Here is a 24,854-nt window from a genome sequence, read left to right on the forward strand (position 1 = left end):
ATTTTCAAAAGCACATTTGAGCTGCCGAGCGAAGAGTATAGGTAAGGAAAACGGGCAAGACGCCCGTTTTAGGCGTCACGCGGAGGGACGCGACAACACTGCGAAGCAGTTTTGAACAACGCTTGCGTTGGCCCGGAGGGTAGCCTCGAAGAGGCTATAATAGCCGTCCGTCAGCCGAAACGATGAGTAAGGGGACCTGCGAAGCTGGCACGCGATACGTGCGCTAACGCGGGGATTCCACAAGGGGTCACGCGCTTGTGACCCCTTTGGCGGTTGAGGCACCAAGGGGCAAGGTGAGCACCAATCTCATATCAACCGAACTAAACACAACTCTTACCCTGTAGCATCCCAATCAGAATGGGAACAGCACCGGCACCACCATCACACTAACAATCATGACTAATATCGTAAATGGCACCCCGATGCGGATAAAATCACCGAATTTATAGCCACCGGGGCCTAAAACCAAGGTATTAACCGGGGACGAAACCGGCGTCATAAAGGCCGCTGATGCGGCAATACCGATAATCATCGCGAATGGATACGGGGAAAGCGACATCTCACGAGCGGCAGCGATGGCAATCGGTGCCATCAACACCGCTGTCGCGGTATTGGAGATAAATAGCCCGATGGTGGCGCACAGCACAAATAAGCACAGCAACATCACTCTCGGCCCCATGCCACCCGCTACATCCATTAGCCCCTGCACAATCAAATCTACCCCCCCCGTTTTTTGCAGCGCTTGCGCAAAGGGCATCATCCCAATAATCAGGATCAAGCTCGGCCAATGGATTGAGCGATAAGCACTTTCCATGTCAATGCAGCGAAACTGCCCCATCAACAAACACGCCACCAACGCCGCTATCACATTCGGCACTTCGTCAGTTAGCATCATCGCTACCATCAAGGCCAGACAGAACAACGCATGGGGTGCCTGCGAAATGGCGGGTGCCACTTCATCCACTTCAGCCGGTAAATTCAGCACGATAAAGTCACGGGTTTTAGCCTGTAACTGACGGATCAACTTCCAGTCACCGATAACCAGCAAAATGTCACCAAATTGCAGTTTGTCATCAACCAGTTTGCCTTCCAATGTCTTGCCATTGCGGCGGATACCAACCACATTCAGGCCATAGCGGGTGCGGAAGGTGACTTCACGTAAACTTTTCCCTAATAGCGCAGAATCAGGAATCAGAGAAACTTCAGCCATCCCGACGTTACGGGCCTGTTCGGAGAAATATTCGCCGCGCAGCACCATCGGCTCCAGCATTTGCTCAGTACAGAACTCACGTAAATCTATGTCGCAATCAGACATATCAATCAGTAAGACGTCATTCTCATGCAATTCAGACGAACCGGTGGCGCTGACCATCACCCGCCGAAAACGTTTCCAGCGTTCAATCCCTACCACGTTCGCACCATAACGGGCGCGCAGATGCAGCTCATCAAGCGAACGGCCAATCAAAGGGGAATCGTGACGAATCGCCAAACGGCGGGCGCGACCGGTAAGTTTATAATCGCGGATAAGATCACGGAAGGTACGGCGCTTCCATTGCTGCTCTCTTTCTGAACTTTCCGGTTTCCCCCCCAGCCAGTGGCGGGCAACTAACATGTAGCCAACCCCCATCAGCAAAATGATAATGCCAATCGGTGTCACGCCAAAGAAACCAAAACCTTTGATGCCCTCGCGCAATAATTCACTGTTGACCACCATATTAGGCGGCGTTGCCACCAACGTCATCATGCCGCTAATCAGCCCGGCAAAGCTTAATGGCATCATCAGCCGCCCCGGAGAGATCTTCATTCGACTGGCGACACTTAATACCACCGGGATAAAAATCGCCACCACGCCGGTCGAACTCATAAAAGCGCCCAATCCAGCGACCGTGACCATTAATAGCGCCAACATTTTGGTTTCGCTGTGGCCGGCCACTTTGACCAACCAATCACCCACCTGATAAGCGACGCCGGTTCTGACCAGCCCTTCACCAATAACAAACAGCGCGGCGATCAAAATAACATTGGGGTCACTAAATCCGCTGGTGGCTTCACCTAATGACAAGGTGCCGCTCATCACAAAGGCAATTATCACCAACAGAGCCACGACATCCATACGCAATTTATTGGTGGTAAACAGTACAATAGCGATTAAAAGTAGCGTCAATACCCACAATAGTTCGCTGTTCAAAATGGCCTCGCTGGCTACAAGTGAAAGGGAATATCCGGCTCTGGCAGTAAAACATTAAAATCAATGCCGACCGCTGTCTGAGATCAATAATGGCTGCAAATTTATGTGCTTACTATCCCACAATCGCATTATCGTGTTTTTTTCTAAAAGAAAACTCTGCAATTTGTGATGCAATATTTAGCCAAAAATAAAACTTATCCCGCGTATTCAGAGCCATTTAACCGACTGACTATACAGAGAATAGTCTATTGTAGGCAGGTCATTAGGGCATTATCGGCAGGGGCAATTGCAGATCGTCTGCTAGCCATTTTTACGGTTATTCACTATGCGATAAAGTTTGGGCTAAGCCACAGAATCTTCACCGTTTGCCATCACAGATAGCGCAGTAAAAACCAACAAAAAGAGCGCCATCCGGCGCTCCCAGTGGAGAGAGTAAGGCATCTCGATAGTGCTTAATCTAGCAGCACGACCCGCGCACCCTGAGCCGTACTGTCAACGCGAATGTGTGCCAGCGAACTTAGCACCAGATCAACTTGATCGAGTTTAGGCGTATCGCTTGGGGCATTAACCGCAATCACCTGACAGCCCGCTGCCAGGCCCGATAAAATCCCGGCGGGGGCATCTTCCACCACGATACAATCCGCAGGTGCTAAGCCTAAACGCTCTGCCCCCAACAAATATGCATCTGGTTGAGGCTTACCATGCTTAACCAATTCGCAGGTGATAAACACCTCAGGCAGCGGCAAGCCCCCTGCGGCACGGCGGGCTGAAGCCACCGGAACCGAGCCGGAGGTGACGATAGCCCACGGGATAGATAAGTTGTTCAGCCGTTCTAGCAATGCCACCGCCCCCGGTAGCGCGGTGACGCCGTCAGTGTCATTAGCTTCAACTTGTTCCAATGCCAGAAACTCGGCTTGCAGTTCGGCATCACTCGCACCCGGCATAAAATGGCGTAAAGAGGTAATGGCTTGTTTACCGTGGATAAAATCCAGCACTTCAGCGGGGCTAATGCCACGGCCCTGTGCCCAGCCAATCCAGGCTCGTTCAACAGCCGGCAGTGAGTCAACCAAAGTTCCATCTAAATCAAAAAGAAAACCTTTACACTCCACAAGCACATCCTCTTAAAACGTCAATCAGGCATTAATAATTTGCGAAATTTCAACCGCACTCAGGTGATATTGGCGTGGGCATGATTGCCAGATAGCCAGCATACGTTGGTATTTGTCCCACATTGGGGTTTGGGAATTGAAACCGTGAGTTCCTGAGTCAAAATGGGTATAGCGGCCTTCGGTATTAACCATAAAGCGCACATAACTCAGGTAACGGGACTCAGTGGCAGCATCAAAGCCCAGGAAGGCGACACGGCGTTCATCCAGTTCCTGCTTCTCTTTCAGGTTGCCCCAAGAGACTTGCAGTGCGTGATGCATCTCCATGATATTAATGATAGTACGGCAAGTCTCTTCGCTCATTTCACCAAAATCGCGATCCAGTTCACGCATCTGTAAACCGAAACCACGTTCGACGATAGTTTGCTGGCGGCGATAACGCTCAGCGTTTTCTGGATCCAGCATCGTCATCATCTTGTACTGATTCGACAAAATGAGTCGTTGGGCGTTTGTCATATCCATCACTAAACTCCTAAGGCATAAATAATGAGGAAATCATCGCACACAGAGCCGTGGCATACTTTGATTTGACAAGGGATTTTGCACAGGGAATTACCGGGCGCAGGAAAACCCAGTCAGAAACCCGATAACAAGCCGCCGTTACAAATCATCAAGAAACGTTTTATCCAACTGTTTAAAGGCACGTTTCAGCACGTCAGCCAAAGATTGGTAAGTCGGCGTTTGTTCAACAGGCGCAACGGCTTGCCCAGCTTCGGCCAGCTTGTTACGGACATCGTGGAACCACTGGAGTAATGTTGGCGGAAGCGGCGTGATTGCCCGTTTACCTAGCCACCATAATCCTTGCAGCGGTAAGCCGCAGGCGAAAAGAGCGGTAGCAATTGCTGGCCCCAGTTGACCGCCCAGCGCTATCTGCCAGGTTAGGGTAAAGATTGCCAGCGGTGGCATGATGCGAATGCCAAAACGAGTTGCTGTCGCCACGCGATTCTCCGCAAACACCGGTGCCAGGCGTTTATCCGCCGGCCAGGTCTTCATATAGTGCTGGCCGCGCTGGAGTACCTGAAACCAACTTACGGAGTCAGAAGGTTCTGTTGTCATGGCTCACCTCAACTTCACAAACAAAGATTAAAAAATTTTTTGCAATCCACAAACTAAAAATTAGTCTGTTAAATATATTTTGTTTTTAGGCCGCGCTATCGGTATCCTAACTAGGCCTTTTGGCCGCTAGAAGATGATGCTATTTATGTCAACTTTTCGCAGCATTTAAATCATTTTTGTTAAATCGTACCGATTTTTATCACCAGGCTTTAACGTTAGTTCTTAATGTTTAATCGGCGGTTTTTCTATCATCATGCCTTTTTTGCTATCGCATGATGTTAATCATTAATGTCGACGCCAATATGCGCTACGCTTTTGGTTAGATTGACGTTTTATTAACCTCGTGTTTTCGCTGTTTTTGTCCCCTCGATACAATATAGGTATCGGTCATACAAAAACAAACGCCGAACACGACTATAAATAGGTACTTCCATGTCGAGTAAGCTAGTACTGGTTCTTAACTGCGGTAGCTCTTCCCTTAAATTTGCTATCATCGACGCGACCAATGGTGAAGAACACCTCTCTGGTTTAGCCGAATGCTTCCATCTGCCGGAAGCCCGTATCAAATGGAAACTGGAAGGCAGCAAACAGGAAGCAGCATTGGGTGCTGGTGCAGCACACAGCGAAGCACTTAACTTCATTGTTAATACTATTCTGGCACAAAAACCAGAGCTTTCTGCACAGTTGACTGCAATTGGTCACCGTATTGTGCATGGCGGCGAGAAATTCACCGCATCAGCAATCATTACCGACGAAGTACTGCAGGGTATCAAAGATTCCTCCTCGTTTGCACCACTGCATAACCCTGCTCACCTGATCGGTATCGCTGAAGCATTGAAATCCTTCCCGAATCTGGCTGATAAAAATGTCGCCGTGTTTGACACCGCGTTCCACCAGACTATGCCGGAAGAGTCTTACCTCTACGCCCTACCGTACAGCTTATACAAAGATCACGGTATCCGTCGTTATGGTGCGCACGGTACCAGCCACTTCTATGTGAGCCAGGAAGCGGCAAAAACCCTGAACAAGCCACTGGAAGAGCTGAACGTCATCACTTGCCATTTGGGCAACGGTGGCTCAGTGACTGCGGTGCGTAACGGTAAATGTGTTGATACTTCTATGGGCCTGACGCCACTGGAAGGTCTGGTGATGGGGACTCGTAGTGGCGATATCGATCCTGCCATCATTTTCCATTTGCATGATGCATTGGGCATGAGTGTTGAACAAATCAACAAAATGCTGACCAAAGAGTCTGGCTTGTTGGGCCTGACTGAAGTCACCAGCGATTGCCGTTATGTTGAAGACAACTATGCAACCAAAGCCGATGCTAAACGTGCAATGGACGTATTCTGCCACCGTCTGGCGAAATACATCGGTGCTTACACAGCACTGATGGATGGTCGTCTGGATGCTGTGGTATTCACCGGTGGTATCGGTGAAAACGCCGCGATGGTACGCGAACTGACACTGGACAAACTGGGCCTGCTGGGCTTTGAAATTGATCACGAACGTAACATGGCCGCGCGCTTTGGTAAGTCTGGCACCATCACCAAAGATGGCAGCCGTCTGGCTCTGGTTATCCCAACCAATGAAGAGCTGGTTATCGCGCAAGACGCTTCTCGTCTGACCGCATAAGAATTTTTGACATATACCCAAAGTCATTGGAGTTGCAGGTAGGCGGCAAGCGAATAAATCCCGATGAGCTGACTCAGGTCAGTGATTCGGGTACATGAGTATAGCCAACAACCCTGCGGCTTCAAGGATGAAGGGCATAACCGAAGAGGTTTAGCCGTGTCCCGTACAATTATGTTGATCCCTACCGGCACCAGCGTTGGTTTAACCAGCGTCAGCTTGGGTGTCATCCGCTCTATGGAGCAAAAAGGTGTGCGCCTGAGCGTATTCAAGCCAATCGCTCAGCCGCGTGCTGGTGATAATGCACCTGACCAAACCACCACCATCATTCGTGCCAACTCCAGCATAACTGCTGCCGAGCCGCTGAATATGGGTTATGTGGAAACCTTGCTGAGTTCTAACCAGCAAGATGTGTTGATGGAAGAGATTGTTGCCCGTTATCACGAAAATACCAAAGACGCAGAAGTGATTCTGGTTGAAGGCTTGGTGCCAACACGCAAACATCAGTTTGCCAATGCACTGAACTATGAAATTGCCAAAACCCTGAATGCTGAAATCGTCTTTGTTATTGCTCTGGGTAATGATTCACCAGGCCAATTGAAAGAGCGCATTGAACTGGCTCGTTCCAGTTTCGGTGGCAGCAAAAATAAAAACATCACCGGTGTCATCATTAACAAACTAAACGCACCCGTTGATGAGCAAGGCCGTACCCGCCCTGACCTGTCTGAAATCTTTGATGATTCCACCAAGGCCAGTGTGGCGAGCATCGATCCAACACAGTTGTTTGCCAACAGCCCGCTGCCGGTTCTGGGTTGCGTACCATGGAGCTTCGAGCTGATTGCGACCCGTGCGATTGATATGTGTAAGCACCTGAATGCGCGCATTATTAACGAAGGCGATATCAGAACCCGCCGCGTTAAATCGGTGACATTCTGTGCGCGCAGTATCCCACACATGCTGGAACACTTCCGCCCAGGCTCTCTACTGGTGACCTCAGCAGACCGCCCAGACGTGTTGGTTTCTGCTTGTTTGGCAGCCATGAATGGCGTTGAAATCGGTGCCATTTTGCTGACTGGCGGCTATGATATTGATGAGCCAATCAAAAAGCTGTGTGAACGTGCTTTCGCAACTGGCCTGCCAGTCTTTATGGTTGATACCAACACTTGGCAAACTTCCCTGAGCCTGCAAAGCTTCAATCTGGAAGTCCCAGCAGATGACCATGAACGTGTTGAAAAGCTGCAAAACTATGTTGCCAGCCATATCAACGGTGAGTGGATTGACTCACTGAGTGCCGCTTCTGAGCGTTCGCGTCGCCTGTCGCCACCGGCATTCCGTTATGAGCTGACCGAACTGGCACGTAAAGCGGGCAAGCGTATCGTACTGCCAGAAGGTGATGAGCCACGTACGGTTAAAGCCGCCTCTATTTGTGCTGAACGTGGTATCGCGACTTGCGTACTGCTGGGTAATCCGGAAGAGATCCAACGTGTTGCAGCGGCTCAAGGTGTTGAGCTGGGTAAAGGCGTTGAAATCATCGATCCGGTCGCCGTGCGTGAGCAATATGTTCCGCGTCTGGTTGAGCTGCGTAAGAGCAAAGGCATGACCGAAGTGGTTGCTCGCGAGCAACTGGAAGACAACGTGGTGCTCGGCACGCTGATGCTGGAGAAAGGCGAAGTTGACGGTCTGGTGTCTGGTGCTGTTCATACCACCGCAAACACTATCCGCCCACCGTTGCAGTTGATCAAAACCGCACCGGGCAGTTCACTGGTTTCTTCTGTGTTCTTCATGCTGCTGCCTGACCAGGTTCTGGTTTACGGTGACTGCGCGATTAACCCAGACCCAACTGCTGAGCAACTGTCAGAAATTGCTATCCAGTCAGCTGATTCCGCTGCGGCATTCGGTATCGAACCGCGTGTAGCGATGATCTCTTACTCCACCGGCAATTCTGGTGCAGGTAGCGATGTCGAAAAAGTGCGTGAAGCGACCCGCCTGGCACAGGAAAAACGCCCAGATCTGATCATCGATGGTCCGTTGCAGTATGACGCGGCAATCATGGCAGATGTGGCAAAATCCAAAGCGCCTAACTCGCCAGTTGCCGGTAAAGCGACAGTGTTCATCTTCCCTGATTTGAACACCGGTAACACCACCTATAAAGCGGTACAACGTTCTGCCGACCTGATCTCTATCGGGCCGATGCTGCAAGGTATGCGCAAGCCAGTTAACGACTTGTCTCGTGGTGCATTGGTAGACGATATCGTCTATACCGTGGCGCTGACCGCAATTCAATCAGCTCAGGCTGACGCTAGCGCATCTTAATTTCACGATTAAGTCTGTATAAGAAACACCAACGCCAGCCTCGTGCTGGCGTTTTTATTGCGAGCTTTTTATTGTATTAGGGCAAAAATAGGCACAAAAAAACCGCCATAAAGACGGTTTTTCTGCGCTGGTCCGGTAAGCGGCCTTTCCAGCAGGTTTGTATTGCCGTTGTAACGCAAGCACTCCCCCGTGTTGGGCATATTGTCTTGCTTAGGATTGCCTGTCAAGTTTTTAACAATCCAACATTAGTGTACACTCGCGTCGGGCCTTTTCGCCGCCTTAAGCAAGCGGGCATCGGTTTAAGGAAAGGAGTTCCAACGGCCGTAAACGCAAGCACTCTCCCGTGCTTGTATTCACGGTAGTGTCGCCGATGGTGCTGGCGTGAAGCGGTCTAAGCATGGATCGCACAATGAAACGATACTTTTGTATTGTGCTCGTTGTATTTGGTGCGTTGTTAACATCCTGGAATGGGGGTTGGAGTATTTTCAACAACTCAATCACGGTAATCATCAACACATCAGGCAAGTAAAATAGGTCGCCGTCATTCGGGGCGGCTTTCCTTTAAAGCGTGGCTCTATCTTCAAGTGCTTTGCCGCAGTTCAAATTTATAGCTGAAATTTTGGCTCAAAGACTCGCCATCGTCATCATTATCCAACAGTTCAATTAGCATCTTACCGGCTTCCTTACCCATTTTTTTGTAATCAATGCGCATTGAAGTCAATGTTGGATAGGTTTGATCACAACTGTCAGAACCATCTAAACACGCCACCGCAATGCCACTGGGGATTTTCAACAGCCGCCGCTGGCATTCAAATAACACGCCGAGCGCGATATCTTCGTGACTGCATATCACCGCATCCAGTTCCGGCTGGCGCTGGAGTATTTCAGTCAGCGCATAGCGGCCAAACTGCAAACTGGCCGTCTCAGGGGTGGTGACGGTTTGATCGGCATTTTTGTAATGCTCTAACATCGCTTTATGCCAACCATTCAACTGCTGACGTTGCAGGCGGTTATCCATATGTGCGCCAATAAAACCAATATGCTGGTAACCCCGATCCAGCAAATGGTGACTCAATTCATAGGCTGACTCAAAAAAAGCCGCCTCAAGAGTAATTTTAGCCCCTTTGAAATAGGAGCCGACCACGTTGACCGTCGGGATATTGGCGCGTTCCAGCAATTGATAGGTTTTTTCTGCCAGTTGAGAGCCAAATATCACCACTGCTGCTGGATTACTTTGCAGCAAGGTCATCAATATTTCCGCTTCTTTGCGCTGGTTGTATTCATGGCAACCCAGCAATAACTGGAACTCATTTTTATTTAGAATCTGTTGCAGCGCCTGCATAAATCGGGAACTGGCTTTGTCCGTTAATGACGGAATCAAAACAGCGACAGTATCGCTGTGACCGGATGCTAATGCCCCAGCTGCGCGATTAGGAATATAACCAAGAGTTTCAACCGCTTGTTCTATTTTTTCACGTAATTTATCTGAAACCTGCTCCGGCGTTCGCAGCGCTCTGGAAACAGTCATCGACCCTACCCCGGCATAATTCGCCACATCCGATAGAGTGACCCGCCCGGTATTACGACGCTTGCGCGTTTTTTCCATGCTGAGTTCCTGCCTGATTAAAATTTCTTGTCTCTATAAAACAAGCTATTCCGAGTTGGCCCCGATAATACAGTGCATTGTATATGGCTTATCCGGAGATAGCCAAAGGCTCTGATACAACAAATGATAGCGCTATCACAAATTTTGATAGCGCTATCAGGTAGCGCTATCAATTGAGATACTCATCACATTAATGCTAACGATAACTATCTACTCTCAGGTCAACAGTCATCGGGAGCAATAAATATCATGTTAAAAACACTGTTAACTTCAGACGTCATTCAAGTGGTTAACCAGGCCAAAGACTGGCGTGATGCCATCGCGATTTCATGTCAGCCACTGATTGATAATGGCTCGATTGAAGCCCGTTATGTCGAGGCAATTTATCGCTCCCATGAGGCAATCGGGCCTTACTACGTGGTCGGCCCCGGCATTGCGATGCCACATGCCCGCCCGGAAGAAGGTGCCAATAAACTCTCTCTGGCCTTAACCGTCATCACCGAGGGCGTCACTTTCAATGCGGAAGGTAACGATCCGGTCAAACTGCTCATAGTGTTAGCCGCGACAGACAGCACTAGCCATATTGAGGCTATTTCTCAACTCGCTCAGTTGTTCGATAACGATAACGATGTACAAGCCTTACTTAATGCCAAAACGCAGCAGGATATCTTATCCGTTATCGCGCGTTATTAATCTCAGCATTCAGTTTGGATAATAATTTCAAGGGGAAATAAAATGAAAATTACAGTGGTTTGCGGTAATGGCTTAGGTACTAGCCTGATGATGGAAATTAGCATCAAAAGCATTCTGAAAGAACTGGCGGTTAACGCTGAAGTGGATCATGTGGATCTGGGTTCTGCCAAAGGCACGCCTAGCGATATCTTTATCGGCACCAAAGACATAGCAGAACAACTGGTGGCTCAGGCGGTTGGTGGCAAAATTGTTGCATTGGATAACATGATTGACAAGAAAGCGATGAAAGAACGTTTGTCTGTAGCATTAACTGAATTAGGCGCGCTGTAAGCGGAGGCTGCTATGGATTTCTTTCGTTTCTTAATGAGTGATGTTCTCTCCGAACCGGCAGTACTGGTGGGCCTGATTGCCTTAATCGGCCTGATTGCCCAGAAAAAACCGGTCACGGAGTGCATTAAAGGCACCGTAAAAACCATTATGGGTTTTGTGATTTTAGGTGCCGGTGCGGGCCTGGTGGTTTCATCTTTGGGTGATTTCGCCAACATCTTCCAACATGCATTCGGTATTCAGGGTGTTGTGCCTAATAACGAAGCCATTGTGTCTGTGGCACAAAAGAGTTTTGGTAAAGAAATGGCGATGATTATGTTCTTCGCTATGGTCATCAATATCCTGATTGCTCGCTTTACGCCGTGGAAATTTATTTTCCTGACCGGTCATCACACGTTGTTTATGTCGATGATGGTGGCGGTAATTCTTGCCACCGCTGGGATCAGTGGTGTCACTTTGATTGTGATTGGCTCGCTGGTAGTTGGGGTTGCGATGGTGTTCTTCCCGGCCATTGCTCACCCATACATGAAGAAAGTCACCGGTTCAGATGATGTGGCAATCGGCCACTTCTCTACTCTATCTTATGTTTTGGCGGGTTTTATCGGCAGTAAGTTTGGTAATAAAGAGCATTCGACTGAAGACATGAATGTGCCAAAAAGCCTGCTGTTCCTACGTGATACACCGGTCGCTATTTCCTTTACCATGTGTATCATTTTCATCGTCACCTGCCTGTTTGCTGGGCCGGAAGCGGTGAAAAACCTGAGCGGTGGTAAAAACTGGTTCATGTTCTCACTGATGCAATCCATTACTTTCGCCGCAGGTGTGTACATCATCTTGCAAGGTGTGCGTATGGTTATTGCCGAGATCGTACCGGCCTTCAAAGGAATTTCCGACAAATTAGTGCCTAATGCTAAACCGGCGCTGGATTGCCCCGTTGTGTTCCCTTACGCCCCGAATGCGGTTCTGGTGGGCTTCCTGAGCAGCTTTGCCGCTGGCCTTATCGGTATGTTCGCGCTGTATTTGATGAACATGACTGTCATTATCCCAGGTGTTGTGCCCCACTTCTTCGTCGGCGCGGCCGCTGGGGTGTTTGGTAATGCAACCGGTGGGCGTCGTGGTGCTATCTTGGGTGCCTTTGCTCAAGGCTTGCTGATTACTTTCCTGCCAGTATTCCTGCTGCCAGTATTAGGTGATATCGGTTTCGCTAATACGACATTCAGCGATGCTGACTTCGGCGCGCTGGGTATTTTACTGGGCATTATCGTAAAATAATCAGTGAGATAGTTGAAAAACACACAAAAGCCCCTTCTCAGGGGCTTTTTTATGGCTGAAAGAGATTAATCTTCGCGCGGTGTAACTTTACCGTAATCCTGCTCATTATTGCGAGTCAGCCACAGAGACAGCGCTTTCAGAGAATCCGGTGTAAACTCATCACAACGCGCGGTTATCTCCTCTGGCACCATCCAACATACCTCATCAATCTCCTCTGGCTGCAAAGCAAATGGGCCATGAGATACACAACTGAACAGCCCGCCCCATACCCGGCAACACTCTTCTTCGAAGTAAAACAAACCGTGCTCAGCAAACGGAACACCGGCGATACCTAATTCTTCCTCCGCCTCGCGCCGGGCTGACTCAAGGTAATTTTCACCACTTTGCACCACACCACCGGCGGTAGCATCCAGTTTACCGGGATAAAAATCTTTGCACTCGGTGCGACGTTGTACCAGAATCTTCCCCATTCCATCATGTACCACAATGTAGGTGGCACGGTGGCGTAGCCGTTGAGCTCTCATTTGTTGACGACTGGATTGAGCAATCACTTCATTTTGCTCATCAACAATATCAACCCACTCGATGACTGCTGCTGGACTTTGCTCCACCATCCTCTGAAACCTTCTTTCTGGGCGCGGTGATACTCGCGCAATTGTTTAGGGTAACTAACTATTTATAATGGTTTTTTAAATTCAACTGAGCGATTGGCTCATCGTTATGTAGGGTCAGAACCTCTAAAGCCCCCTTGTTAAACATACCGTAACTCGCCGGATAGCCACCTTTGGGAATACTGGCTGATCCCGGGTTAAAACAGACCACATCGCCCTGCCACTCCGCTTGTGGCAAGTGTGTATGACCATAGACCAAGATATCCCCACGATGCAACGGAGGAAGTGAGCCTGGATGATATAGGTGACCATGCGTCAAGAATAGGCGTGTTTCTGGCATAATAATCTGCTGCCAGCCAGCCATTATAGGAAACTCCAGTAGCATCTGATCGACTTCACTGTCGCAATTGCCACGTACAGCAATAATTTTTTCCTTATAAGAATTAAGACACTCCGCCACTTCTGCGGGCTGGTAACCGACAGGTAAGGCATTTCGTGGCCCGTGGTTAAGCAAATCCCCCAACAGCACCAGCCATTGAGCACCACTGCGGCCAAAAGTAGCCAGAACTTTTTCAGTTGCGGGCAACGAACCATGCAGGTCGGAAGCAAACATTAACTTCATGATATCGTCTTCTCTCTGTCCAAATCTCAGCATATTCCGGCGATAACAACCGCCGCAATGTTTAATAAGAGCTAAAAGAGGAACATTCTACCATCCAATCTGTCGGATTAATCCGATGAAAAGCGCTATCTTTCATGAGAAAAATTTATCACAAAATAATACGCAGACATGATAAAAAATGCCTGCGCAAACATATAGGGGGTTATGGCTATGACAATAGCGGTACAGGCTGAGAGACTAACTCATCTAGCGTCATCGAACTGAATAAATATCCCTGCATTGCATCAATAGAGCTACCCATGAGTTGCGCAGCCTCATCCTGATTCTCGACACCGACGACAATGACACCAAAGCAATATTTTTTGATGTTACTGATCAGGATGGGAAACGTATTTTTATTGTGTTGCCAAAAGAAATATTTGTCTATTTTGACGTATTCAAAGATATTGGCAGTGACCGCATTTAGTGTAGAACCACCACTGCCTAAGTTATCCAGCCAGAGTGGGTAAATTTTAGACAACTCACGTAATAATGGGTTATTCATACCATCGGATAAATTGGAAAAACTTTCCGTGATTTCCAACCGTAAGAAAGGCATTTCATCCAGTATTTGGCGTATATTGGCATCTCTCACAATCACGCCAGCCAAATCGAAATCAATATTAATCGAAAGAAAAACATGATGGGTGATAAACCAATCACTGTAGACCTTTACGACGCGTAACTGGTCGCAGAATAAATCGGTCTTTCCGTCAACATCGAGTTCTTTAATAAACCGTACTGTATCTATTGCTAAATCGACCGATTTAGCTGAAAACCGGCTTAATAACTCTGCTGCCAATAAGCTGCCGTCTTGCTTATGTATAGGTTCACACACATAAGAACAATTAACTTCGATATTTAGCTTCATGCGCACCTGGAAAAGTGTAGAGACAACAAAGAGATCGCTACCCGACCTCCGCCGGAGGATTTATAAGCCACCGCGAGTTTGCTATAAAACACTCAATAGTTATAAAGCGTCGAACGTCACAGGGTTAAAGAGGCAAACAACCTCTCTTCCATTCAGATGAGTACGATGACTCTAGCAGACATCGATGAACTCAGTGTTTTAAAAGTATTCAAACTGTGGCCAATAACCATGTTCGTGATCAGAAACAATAGAGAGAACTCTGCGACCTGGAACCAGCTATTTCCTGAACACTCATTACTATTAATCGGACAGATGAAGGGTTTTATTTAGCTATTATTTTTTATTTTCATTAAATGCCATAACACGCAAGAATCTCTCTTTAGATTAAAAAATTAACTCAGAATGTGCTCAGTATCGTAGGAGAAGAGCGTAGGTTAGCCTATGCTGGAAGAAGAATCAGACTGCCGTCCGTGAAGTTGCAGGTAGGCATCGAGCAAACAACAAATAGGTCGTGAACTGATTTGAACGCTGGTTACAGCGACCTTGCAGAGACCCCTGCGGTTTCAAGTATGAAGGGGATAAATGGAGATTGGCTATGCGTATATTAATAACCGGAGCTACGGGACTCATCGGGCGAAATCTGACCGCTTTCCTTTTGTCGCAAGCCCATCAAGTTACTGTACTGACCCGCGATATTCAGCGGGCAAGCCATGCACTCGGTGCGCAAGTCACCTGCTGGTCAACCCTGAATGATAAACACGACCTTAATGATTTTGATGCAGTGATCAATCTGGCAGGTGAACCCATTGCCGAAAAACGTTGGACGGCGCAACACAAAGAGATCCTCTGCCAAAGCCGCTGGCAAATAACCGAGAAACTCACCACGTTAATAAAAGCCAGCAGTGAGCCACCGGCAGTATTTATCTCAGGTTCAGCCGTCGGATTTTATGGCGATCAAGGCCAGGCTTTGGTTACCGAAGAAGAGACTCCGCATGATGAATTTACTCATCAATTATGCGAGCGCTGGGAAAATCTGGCCAGCGCCGCAGAGAGCGAAAACACCCGAGTTTGCTTGCTGCGTACCGGTATTGTATTAGCACCGCACGGTGGTGCCTTGGCTAAAATGGTGCCCCTGATCCGCCTTGGCTTGGGTGGCCCGATTGGTGATGGTCGCCAATATCTGCCGTGGATTCATATCGATGACATGGTGCATGGCATCTATTATTTGCTTACTACCCATAATCTTAGCGGCCCATTCAATATGGTTTCGCCTTATCCGGTACATAACGAACAATTTATTGCTACTTTGGCTGAGGTTTTGGATAGACCTGCGGTTATTCGCACACCTGCGGCTGCAATTCGTTTATTGCTGGGTGAATCTGCCGCATTAGTATTAGGTGGGCAGCGAGCGATACCGAAACGGTTGGAAGAAGCCGGTTTTGCTTTTCGTTATTTCGAACTGGAAGAAGCACTGCGTAATGTGCTGAATAAACCAACGACCTGATCAAATTGTAAAACTCAGGTGGTCATATCAGCAGATATTCCCCCACAGGGGAATATCTACACAAATATCAGGAAGCAATCAGTGCCCAATGTTTATGGAAATCCATACCATACATTCCATGGACTGGATCTTGAATATTCTCACGACGAATTTCTGGAGTACGCGTCATATAATCGATCAGCAAATTAAGATTATCGCCTTCAATTTTATGACTGTTGGTTTGGAAAGAAAATCCTGAAGATGCTCCTTTCCCTGAAACGTAATTGCTGATAACCACCTTTTTTTCAGTTCCTTCTATGGTAATCAACAGCTTATTATCCTGTTTTTTAAACCACAGCTCTCTATAATCAGTACCATCAAATATTATAGTATTCTTTCCATGATCATCATTAATAGTAGTTTCCCCTTGGCCTTTTTCAATGATGTAAATATCATTATCCTCGCCACCACTCATATAATCAATGCCATTACCACTACACAACGTATCGTTCCCCAACCCACCATATAAAAGATCATCGCCGCCACCACTAAATAACTGATCATTGCCGTGGCCGCCGTTGAGGCAATTGTTTCCAGATTTTGCCCAGATGACATCATCCCCTTGGTTGCCATTCAGGGTATGACCGCGACCGCTTAAGTCAGTAATCGTATCATTACCCTCTCCGGTATCTAATGCATTATTTTCAAGTCGATAATCTATAGGGATAACGATATTATCGTTATCCTTTGTTATATTAATTTCAGCTGGGAATGCCTCAATTATTTCATACCCACCCTCTTTACCTTCAATATAAAATACAGTTTTATTCTTATCGATAACTGTTATTAGTGGGTTGCCCTTATTCGAGGAAAGAAAAGATGGATGTCTTATATTAATAACAAGTGTGTCAACATCTGAATCTTTGATAGAAACTTCAATTAGCGGAGTAGAGCCTTTAACAATGTTTTTTGTTTTAAGATCATAACCACTTACATCATCAAAGATTAAAGTTAGTGTATTTTCCTTTTCCGAATTATCCAACGAAGTACAATTAATGTTTACATTACTACTTATTGAACTCCCTAATATATTGGGAATATTCACAACATCACTCCCACCGTTCATCTTAATAAAGGCACCTCCACCTATATTAGAGAAAGTCTCACTTTCATTATTACCGAAGATCAGAGTCCGAACTGAACTATTACCCACAGTAGCACACTTTATAAAATCAGGTAAATACACAACCTCATTATCTATTTTTATATAGTTATTATTATATTCTTCCTTACAGATTATTATTTCTTTAGGCACTATCGGCATAGCACCTTCTTTATATAATTTTTTATCTGTAAGATAATTATAAGATGCTATCATTTCAAGTGATGATGGGAGTTCTTTCTTATCACGACTTAACTCCACGGGCCAATTAGGAATTAAAATAAAACCATCAGCCGTACTAATGATATATTTATTATTCAGTTTTTTATTATTACCTACTTCGAAAGATTTGTAGGCATTATGCAAATAAAGCATTTGCTCGCAACCATCTCTTACCATTTTGACATGAACTTCATTTCTAAACAACCGTATTGATTTTATTTCATTAACATTATAATCAACTATGATATTACTAATTTCATCAGTACCGCCATCATCTATAATGACTGTTTTATCACTTTTAAAGTCAGTAGTAATGATATATGTATCAATGCCTTCACCTCCATATGCAGCCCCATGTGATAATGTCAGAATATCATTTCCTTCTCTACCATAAAGGTAGGCATTACCATTACGCTGACTAAGAAAATTATCATCATTATTTCCACTAATAACATGCTTACCCGCAGACTGGCTTACTACATTTTCAATATTAGCTAGTTTGGCTACTAATACGTTCCCATTACGATTATTAACGTAACCTTCCTGAAGATCTATGCGATAATCCTGATCAATAAAGCGTCCTTTATCAAGATAAATAGTATCACTACCGCCCTGCCCATCAAAATAGCTATATGGTAAGTTTGAATATTTTAATACTGATGTACCAGTTGCATCAGTTATAATAACCTGATCATTTTTTGATCCACCAACAAACATATCTATTCCTCCTCCTGTTTCATAAGTATTTGAGACACCCTCTTCAGCAAGAACAAAATTATTACCATCACCTAAAAAATAGTGTACGTTTCCATTGTTATTTTCAGGTGTTGTAGTTACTGTTGAACTTTTACCAAAGTTATATTCTTTTTCATATAAAATTGACTCATTATTGCCATTAGCTTTAATTTCAATTATCGAGCTTTTAAAGTCTAATGTCACAGCGGCTCGCATCCTGGCGAGCTGTAGATGACTATCTAATAATCCAACATTTTTAACAATAATATTGTCTACAGTATATCGCTTGTTAATGTCAGTAGTTTCTATTTCAATAATATCATAATCATCTATTTTTACTGTTTTCTTCCATTGATCAACTTCATATTTTGTTAATGGTGAACGTTGATAACGCATAACATTATACCTATCTAAATCTCCCATGGCTAAATCTTCAGATATGATATTACTAATTTCAGTATCAGATAAGTCATTAGATATATCCATATCATAATAGGTTTTAGACCATCGTTGATACTCTGATATAACATCAAGTCTATCTGTGCCAGATTCAGCCGCTCGATTATTATTTCTATAAATAAGATCTTCGTATTCGTCTCCATCACGATAAGCTTTCACATACTCATTATCTATTTTATAGACAAATGTATACATTTTCTCCCGAGCTCCATCATATTTTTCAACAGCGAAAACAAGATTATCAGCCCCCATCAGGCGACTTCGTTTCTTAAATATATAGTTAGCAGATTCCGTAATGCTCTCATTTAAAACTTTCGCCATTAATCGTTCTTGAATCTCCTGAGATGGTTCCATTCCTAAAAATAGCCTGGCTCCCGTTGAAAAAGTTTCTAATCCAGTCAGTTCTATCTTATTTTTAATATATTCAACCTGCCTGACGGCATTATATATCATGCCACCGACCATAATCCCTGCACCAATAGCGATACCTATCGGGCCGGCAGCGCTGAGCCCTAGAGCTAATGCAACAGCAGTGATAATACTCACTGCCGCGCCAATAACAGCCAGAGAACCATTAACTTTATAGTCAATTATTAAGTCAACATTCCCTTCGCTATTAGCCTTGGAAAAGTTCTCATACGCCTCATAAATATCAAAGCCTGCAGAAGCTAAATTTAACCCCGCACCTGCATATTTTGCGGTTTTAGCGGCCATCTTATAACCTATACGGCCAACACCTGCAGGCGAGCTAGATAATAGTTTCTTGCTAAAATAGCTATGCAATTTATCAAAAGTCGACTGCATAAGATCGGTGCCAAAATCAACACTAATAGAACTCCAGTTAATAGCCAACTGTTTAGTTATTTCTTTACGTTCTTCATCAGTTATATTAGGATCTCGTAATCTTTTTGCCATTCCATAAGTAGATATAGATAACGTGAGTACCCCTATAGCTTGCGTTGCAGTTCCTACCTTTTGGCCAAAGAATTGGAAACGGCTTGATTGGGCAGAGGCCTGAATTAATCTATCCCACAATTTTGGGTTGGTATTACTATTTAAATCCGCAGATAAATTAATCGCAGTCAGATATCGCCTCGCATCTTGTATCACATTAGGATCAGGGTGATCATTGAGTAAATTGTTATTGCTATCTTTACTATTCAATAGGCACTTAATCACCTTAACCGACTGTTGCTGTTCAACCGATGTTTGATCAGGTAATGAATAAAAATCATTTATTAAAAAAGGATCAAAACGGAGTTTAGTTTGCCAGTCAGGATTATTTGCCACCGCAGCAGCAGTAAGAAGCTTGCCATCCAGTACGGCCCCCATATCAGAAAGAGTACTAAAGGCTATTTTTTGTTGGTTGAAAAATGTATGACCTAGCTCGACTAACCGTTGCCTTTCTGTTGATAAACTTTGCTGATAAAACTCATTGAGTAAAAAACTTGAGCCACCAACTTCTCCATTAGAAAACTCCCAAGAGTAAAGTTTATAATCTTGTGCCGATTGAGCCTTAATATTAGAGACAACATATCCTTCTATAAATGATAATGCTTTTCTACTGACCTCACTTTTATCTATACCATAAAAATTACTCTCCCCCCCCTCTGTATCATAAATAGAGTAAGAATATTTTTCATCTATTTTCTCAACGGTGATATTTAACAAAGTATTATCAACCATTAATTGATAATAACCAACATCAAGTTCTAAAATACTGCTAAGATTACCATCAGTACGCAGATGGCGAATATCGTTGTATTGAATTTCACTTAATGCAGCAAATTTTTCATTAAAGTTATCTAGTTGCTCACTTTCATCATCTGATATTATCCCTTGCGCCTTGAGGTAGCATAGCGCAAGGTGATTAGATAATGTCTGTTTAAACTGGATTAATTCTCCCTTGAAAGAGGCATATAAATATGCGGTACCCAAATCCAGTTGTTTTTTTTGTCCCGAGTTGACCTCTGTAGATAATGTTAAAAATTGATTAAGTCTTAACGTTTTCTGAGTTCCCAGCTTATCGGCCAGATTGACTAATTTTAAATATTTATCCGATTTACCGATATGATTCTGTTTACATATTGATAATGCTTCCCTGGCAGTTAATTTTTCCAACTGGGAGTTATTTGCACTTACCTGCTGTAATTCAGATAGTTCTAGCCTCGTTTGCAAGTAAAAATCAGAGTCAGCTATCAATCGCAAAAGATCACGACTATTTAATACATCGTGACCTAAGTTGAAAAATTCAGCGAGTGACTCTTTGCTATTAGAACTTAAATCGACTAATGAAACTCGCTTTTCTGCCAACCGATCTAATATATCAATAACCTTTTTAGTCCGTGAGCTAAGTGACTCTAACTCTGGTTTATATACTGTTACTTCACTATATTTCTTTTCTTTAGAAATCTCTGGAATAAAAGTTGTGGTCGATTTTTTAACGACCCCGTTAGTTAAATAAATATCTTTGACTGATGGATTATCATTTATATAGTTTATTATCATATCGATATTAGACTGTAGGTCTTTTACAGCATTGTCGAAACTATCCACAGACTGGTGTACATTAAAACTCTTACCTGCAACCATTACCTTTACTACAATCTGTGTAACCAGCCACTCACCAGTTTTCCTTTGTACAAGTGAATAATCAATCACTTTAGCTGTAGAGCTTAATGGTAGGTTAAAGATAATATTATTCTCTTTTAATGATTTTATAATATAAGCTTGCTCGCCATCTTGTGCCTTTTTCCATACACTGTAATCCTGACGTGGTCGGGAGTCACTTTTCAGTTTAATATATTCAATATTAAACTCTAGATTTATCAAAGCGTTTATTTTAAAGCCATAATTAACTCCCTTTAATCTCATATTCCCATCTACGTGACTTTTAAAATTCTTATAATTACTGAATGTTTTACCACCCGAATTTGGATCAAAAAAAGTCCAATAAGTGCTATTTTCATCTTTAATAATAGATATCGCCATAGCATGATTAGGAGAGTCAAAAGCGATATACATATCGTTTTCAACACTAACCAAATCATTCATTAGTTCTTTATATTTTTTATTTTCACGTTCAATACCACTCATCATTTCATCATATTTTTCTTTTTCATCTGAATCTATGGCGGAATATAATCCTCTATCGAGTAAAAGGGCACTGTAGTTATCACTTGCTCGTATCTTTTCACTATCAATTGCGTTACGCAACATAGTTGCAAACGATACTGAATCAATATTCAGTACAGATGATAGTGACTCTTTATTTCTTAATAAGTTATATTCAATGATTAAATTTTCGATTATATTATTGATTAGATATAATTGTGTATTTCCATCTTCACGAGCAACATCTAAATTTCTTTTTATCTTATCTCTATCACTACCCAAATGTTTTTCTATTATATTAATTAAATCACCATTAGATATTTTACCTGTTACAGAATTATTTTGCACATCTTGTATAAACTCAGTAACATCAATTATCTTTTCGTTAGAACCCACGACTTTAAGATATATAAGCATATTATTGATATTCTTATTAAGCATATTATAATTTTTTTTACGTACTGGCTATACTGTATCTTTTGTAGCTGTTCCACTTCTGATAAGAGAAATTGCCTATGGTATTGCATCAATAATTTACTCTTAATATCACTAATATTTCCATCCGATATTATTGCATTTTTTTTATAGCTATCAATTGCATTTTTCAACCAATTAAAATACTTTCCCCCTCCCCCGATACCATGATTACGTTCCTCCATCATAAATTTTGCAGATAGCGCATAGCATAGCCCTTGGCTAAACTCTCTTGCCGCCTGACTATCGCTGGGTGCAATGGAATAATACCCTATTTCATACAAAGAGCTTTTTAATCTATCGAGTAAATCACTGCCTTGAGAGAATTTAAATGAATATTCATGCATAGATGACATAATATGCCTTATATTAAGTTAATAATGAATGATTGCATACAAAACATTATCAACAAATATAATAAAAAGGTAATTACAAAACATTTATAATATTATATAAAAATACATTAACAAATTAATTACTTAAATAATTAATTAATCAGAATTGAAATTTATAATGATACAGGAATGAATTATGGTGGGATTATTAAAACCAGAGGTTGCGGGATAGCTCGATTGACTACCCCGCCAAAAAGGTTACTTCAATACACCAGAAAGGAACTGCTGCAAACGGGGACTTTTAGGATTGCCAAAAAGCTCGGCTGGCGGGCCTTCTTCTTCAATTAACCCTTTGTGCAAAAAGATAACATGGCTGGAAACATGGCGGGCGAACTCCATTTCATGGGTGACTACCACCATCGTTTTGCCCTCTTCAGCCAGTTTTTGCATAATGCGCAATACTTCACCGACCAACTCAGGGTCTAGCGCAGAGGTCGGTTCATCAAACAATAAGACATCCGGCTCCATTGCCAAGGCACGCGCAATAGAAACACGTTGCTGTTGACCACCGGAAAGATGTACTGGATATTTGGCTCGCGCGCGCTCATCAATCCCCACCTTATCCAGATAACGAATGGCTCGCTCTTTAGCCACTGGCTTACTTAATCCCAATACTTGTACCGGTGCTTCCATCACGTTTTCCAACACCGTCATATGGCTCCACAAATTAAAGTGTTGGAACACCATCGTCAGACGAGTACGCAACAATTGCAGCTCTTTTTTATCAAAGACTTTTAGCTGCCCGTCTTTATCGCGTACCAACCGGATATTCTGATTATTAACACTAATAGAACCTTCACTGGGTTTTTCCAAAAAGTTAATACAGCGTAAAAAGGTACTTTTCCCCGAACCGGATGAGCCAATAATAGAGATAACATCTCCTGCCTTCGCTGACAGCGATACACCTTTTAATACCTCGTGCTCCCCATAATGTTTATGCAATTCAGTTACAGACAGTTTGGTTTCAGCGATTTTAGTTTCTAAAGTATTAGTCATAATATCTCCGTACTTAATGCGATGCCTGAGGTTTTATATGGGCCAGCCAACGTTTTTCTGCCTGGCGGAACAGGCTAATTAACGTATAGGAGATAATCAGATAAAGTACGGCGGCAATACCAAATGCATAAAACGGCTGATAAGTTGCAGCGTTAATATCGCGTGCTATTTTCAGTATATCCGGCACTGTCGCAGTAAAAGCCAGCGCCGTAGAATGCAGCATTAAAATAACTTCATTACTGTAGGCCGGTAAAGCAATACGCAGTGCGGAAGGTAAAATAATGCAGCGATACAGTTTAAAGCGCGAAAATCCATAGGCTCTGGCGGCTTCTATTTCACCGTGTGGCACTGCACGAATAGCACCCGCAAAGATTTCTGTAGTATAAGCACAGGTATTCAGTGTGAGAGCTAAAATAGTGCAATTCAATCCACTGCGGAAAAAGGCATTTAGCAGGTCATTGCCTCGGATAATCTCCAAACTGTATACGCCAGAATATAACACCAATAATTGTACATATAATGGCGTGCCGCGGAAGATATAGGTAAAAAACCAGACAGGTAAACGAACCCAGCGCCGCTCATCAACCCGAGCTACCGCTAATGGGATGGCCACTAACCCCCCCATCACTACCGAGGAAATGAGTAACCACAATGTGATAGCCACACCTGTAAAGCGGTAACCATCACTCCAAAGCAGTGCTTGCCAGTATTGATGTAGAATATCAATCATAGCTCAGCCCTCTTCACCCCGTGGGAATAACGCCGCTCCAACCACAGCAGCACTCCGTTCGATAGTGTAGTGAAAATCAGGTAAACCGCCCCAGCCACTAAAGCAAAGAAGAAAGGTTGATATGTCCCCTTGCCGGCTAACTGTGTGGCTTTGACCACATCATTCAAACCAAGAATAGAAACCAGCGCTGTCGCTTTAAGGATAACCTGCCAGTTATTACCGATACCGGGTAAGGCATAACGCATCATGGCAGGAAACATAATTCTGCGAAAAATCTGGCTGGATGTGAAACCAAATGCAGTGGCAGCTTCAATTTGCCCTCGAGGAACCGCCATATAAGCACCGCGGAAAGTTTCAGTGAAATAGGCACCATAAATAAAGCCAAGAGTAATTATCCCAGCAGAGAGAGGATCAATATTGATTTGCGCAAAACCAAAAAATTCAGTAATGCTATTTAGGGTTATCTGCAAACCGTAAAAGATCAGTAGCATCAAGACCAAATCAGGCACACCGCGGATCAACGTGGTGTAGCACTCAAATAAACCAGATAACAGCCGGTTTGATGATAGCTTTCCTCCGGCACCCATCAGGCCGATAACCACCGAGAGCAGCACTGAACTCAGTGCCAGTTCCAGTGTCACCAGCGCACCCTCAAATATCAGTTTCGAATATCCATCCAGCATCTGGG

At 44.2% G+C, this 24,854-nt stretch carries 19 protein-coding genes; 6 read left to right on the top strand and 13 right to left on the bottom strand.

The genetic code is table 11. The features are described from left to right. Positions 1–352: 352 nt before the first annotated feature. From AT01_RS05860 to yfbV, 4 genes are all read right to left on the bottom strand, one after another. Positions 353–2,188, bottom strand: a complete 1,836-nt coding sequence (locus AT01_RS05860; protein WP_042546452.1) for an SLC13 family permease — start codon at positions 2,186–2,188, stop codon at positions 353–355. A 452-nt stretch (positions 2,189–2,640) separates the two neighbouring features. After that, the gene (locus tag AT01_RS05865; RefSeq protein WP_042546453.1) at positions 2,641–3,297 is read right to left on the bottom strand and encodes a sugar phosphatase; all 657 of its coding nucleotides are present in this window, start codon (positions 3,295–3,297) and stop codon (positions 2,641–2,643) included. Positions 3,298–3,321: 24 nt separating this feature from the next. Then, on the bottom strand, positions 3,322–3,816 hold the full coding sequence (locus tag AT01_RS05870; RefSeq protein WP_042546454.1) for a YfbU family protein: 495 nt from the start codon (positions 3,814–3,816) through the stop codon (positions 3,322–3,324). Positions 3,817–3,954: 138 nt separating this feature from the next. Then, a complete protein-coding gene (gene yfbV, locus AT01_RS05875) occupies positions 3,955–4,410 on the bottom strand; it encodes a terminus macrodomain insulation protein YfbV (RefSeq protein WP_042546455.1) in 456 nt (151 codons plus the stop codon). A 432-nt stretch (positions 4,411–4,842) separates the two neighbouring features. Here yfbV and ackA point away from each other — a divergent pair, with 432 nt between their 5' ends. Both ackA and pta read left to right on the top strand, forming a co-directional pair. Further along, complete coding sequence (gene ackA, locus AT01_RS05880; protein ID WP_004705533.1) at positions 4,843–6,045, top strand: acetate kinase; 1,203 nt, start codon at positions 4,843–4,845, stop codon at positions 6,043–6,045. A 171-nt stretch (positions 6,046–6,216) separates the two neighbouring features. Beyond that, positions 6,217–8,355: a phosphate acetyltransferase gene (pta, locus tag AT01_RS05885; protein WP_042546456.1), complete on the top strand. Its 2,139-nt coding sequence runs from the start codon at positions 6,217–6,219 to the stop codon at positions 8,353–8,355. 580 nt (positions 8,356–8,935) lie between these two features. Here the strand turns inward: pta and AT01_RS05890 are convergent. Beyond that, positions 8,936–9,961: a LacI family DNA-binding transcriptional regulator gene (locus tag AT01_RS05890; protein WP_042546457.1), complete on the bottom strand. Its 1,026-nt coding sequence runs from the start codon at positions 9,959–9,961 to the stop codon at positions 8,936–8,938. Between the two features lie 249 nt (positions 9,962–10,210). Between AT01_RS05890 and AT01_RS05895 the strand changes: the two genes are divergently transcribed. Genes AT01_RS05895 through AT01_RS05905 form a run of 3 tightly spaced genes read left to right on the top strand, consistent with a single transcriptional unit; the run spans position 10,211 to position 12,253 of the window. Then, positions 10,211–10,654 carry a PTS sugar transporter subunit IIA gene (locus tag AT01_RS05895; RefSeq protein WP_004702975.1) on the top strand — a complete coding sequence of 148 codons (444 nt, stop codon included), beginning with the start codon at positions 10,211–10,213 and terminating at the stop codon, positions 10,652–10,654. A gap of 42 nt (positions 10,655–10,696) precedes the next feature. Then, entirely contained in the window at positions 10,697–10,984 is a 288-nt protein-coding gene (locus tag AT01_RS05900; protein ID WP_004702974.1) for a PTS sugar transporter subunit IIB, read from the top strand. A gap of 12 nt (positions 10,985–10,996) precedes the next feature. Next, positions 10,997–12,253, top strand: a complete 1,257-nt coding sequence (locus tag AT01_RS05905; RefSeq protein ID WP_004702972.1) for a PTS ascorbate transporter subunit IIC — start codon at positions 10,997–10,999, stop codon at positions 12,251–12,253. A 65-nt stretch (positions 12,254–12,318) separates the two neighbouring features. On the opposite strand, the gene yfcD is transcribed toward AT01_RS05905, so the two are convergent. From yfcD to AT01_RS05920, 3 genes are all read right to left on the bottom strand, one after another. Then, entirely contained in the window at positions 12,319–12,867 is a 549-nt protein-coding gene (yfcD, locus tag AT01_RS05910) for an NUDIX hydrolase YfcD (protein ID WP_042546458.1), read from the bottom strand. Positions 12,868–12,925: 58 nt separating this feature from the next. Then, positions 12,926–13,486, bottom strand: a complete 561-nt coding sequence (yfcE, locus tag AT01_RS05915; RefSeq protein ID WP_042546459.1) for a phosphodiesterase — start codon at positions 13,484–13,486, stop codon at positions 12,926–12,928. Between the two features lie 208 nt (positions 13,487–13,694). After that, a complete protein-coding gene (locus AT01_RS05920; RefSeq protein WP_042546460.1) occupies positions 13,695–14,396 on the bottom strand; it encodes an EAL domain-containing protein in 702 nt (233 codons plus the stop codon). Positions 14,397–14,991: 595 nt separating this feature from the next. On the opposite strand from AT01_RS05920, the gene AT01_RS05925 reads away from it, so the two are divergent. Then, positions 14,992–15,900 (top strand): TIGR01777 family oxidoreductase, encoded by a 909-nt coding sequence (locus tag AT01_RS05925; RefSeq protein WP_042546461.1) that lies wholly within the window; start codon positions 14,992–14,994, stop codon positions 15,898–15,900. A 67-nt stretch (positions 15,901–15,967) separates the two neighbouring features. Here the strand turns inward: AT01_RS05925 and AT01_RS20170 are convergent, their stop codons facing one another. From AT01_RS20170 to AT01_RS05950, 5 genes are all read right to left on the bottom strand, one after another. Beyond that, entirely contained in the window at positions 15,968–21,988 is a 6,021-nt protein-coding gene (locus AT01_RS20170; protein WP_052489940.1) for a hypothetical protein, read from the bottom strand. After that, on the bottom strand, positions 21,946–22,401 hold the full coding sequence (locus AT01_RS05935) for a hypothetical protein (RefSeq protein ID WP_042546462.1): 456 nt from the start codon (positions 22,399–22,401) through the stop codon (positions 21,946–21,948). The genes AT01_RS20170 and AT01_RS05935 overlap by 43 nt, the downstream gene beginning before the upstream one ends. Before the next feature lie 237 nt (positions 22,402–22,638). Next, positions 22,639–23,436: a histidine ABC transporter ATP-binding protein HisP gene (gene hisP / locus AT01_RS05940; protein WP_042546463.1), complete on the bottom strand. Its 798-nt coding sequence runs from the start codon at positions 23,434–23,436 to the stop codon at positions 22,639–22,641. A 13-nt stretch (positions 23,437–23,449) separates the two neighbouring features. Continuing rightward, on the bottom strand, positions 23,450–24,166 hold the full coding sequence (locus AT01_RS05945; protein ID WP_042546464.1) for an ABC transporter permease: 717 nt from the start codon (positions 24,164–24,166) through the stop codon (positions 23,450–23,452). Continuing rightward, a complete protein-coding gene (locus AT01_RS05950) occupies positions 24,163–24,849 on the bottom strand; it encodes a histidine ABC transporter permease HisQ (RefSeq protein ID WP_042546465.1) in 687 nt (228 codons plus the stop codon). The genes AT01_RS05945 and AT01_RS05950 overlap by 4 nt, the downstream gene beginning before the upstream one ends. Positions 24,850–24,854: the final 5 nt, after the last annotated feature.

It is taken from the genome of Yersinia aldovae 670-83 (genome assembly GCF_000834395.1).
Lineage (GTDB): Bacteria > Pseudomonadota > Gammaproteobacteria > Enterobacterales > Enterobacteriaceae > Yersinia > Yersinia aldovae.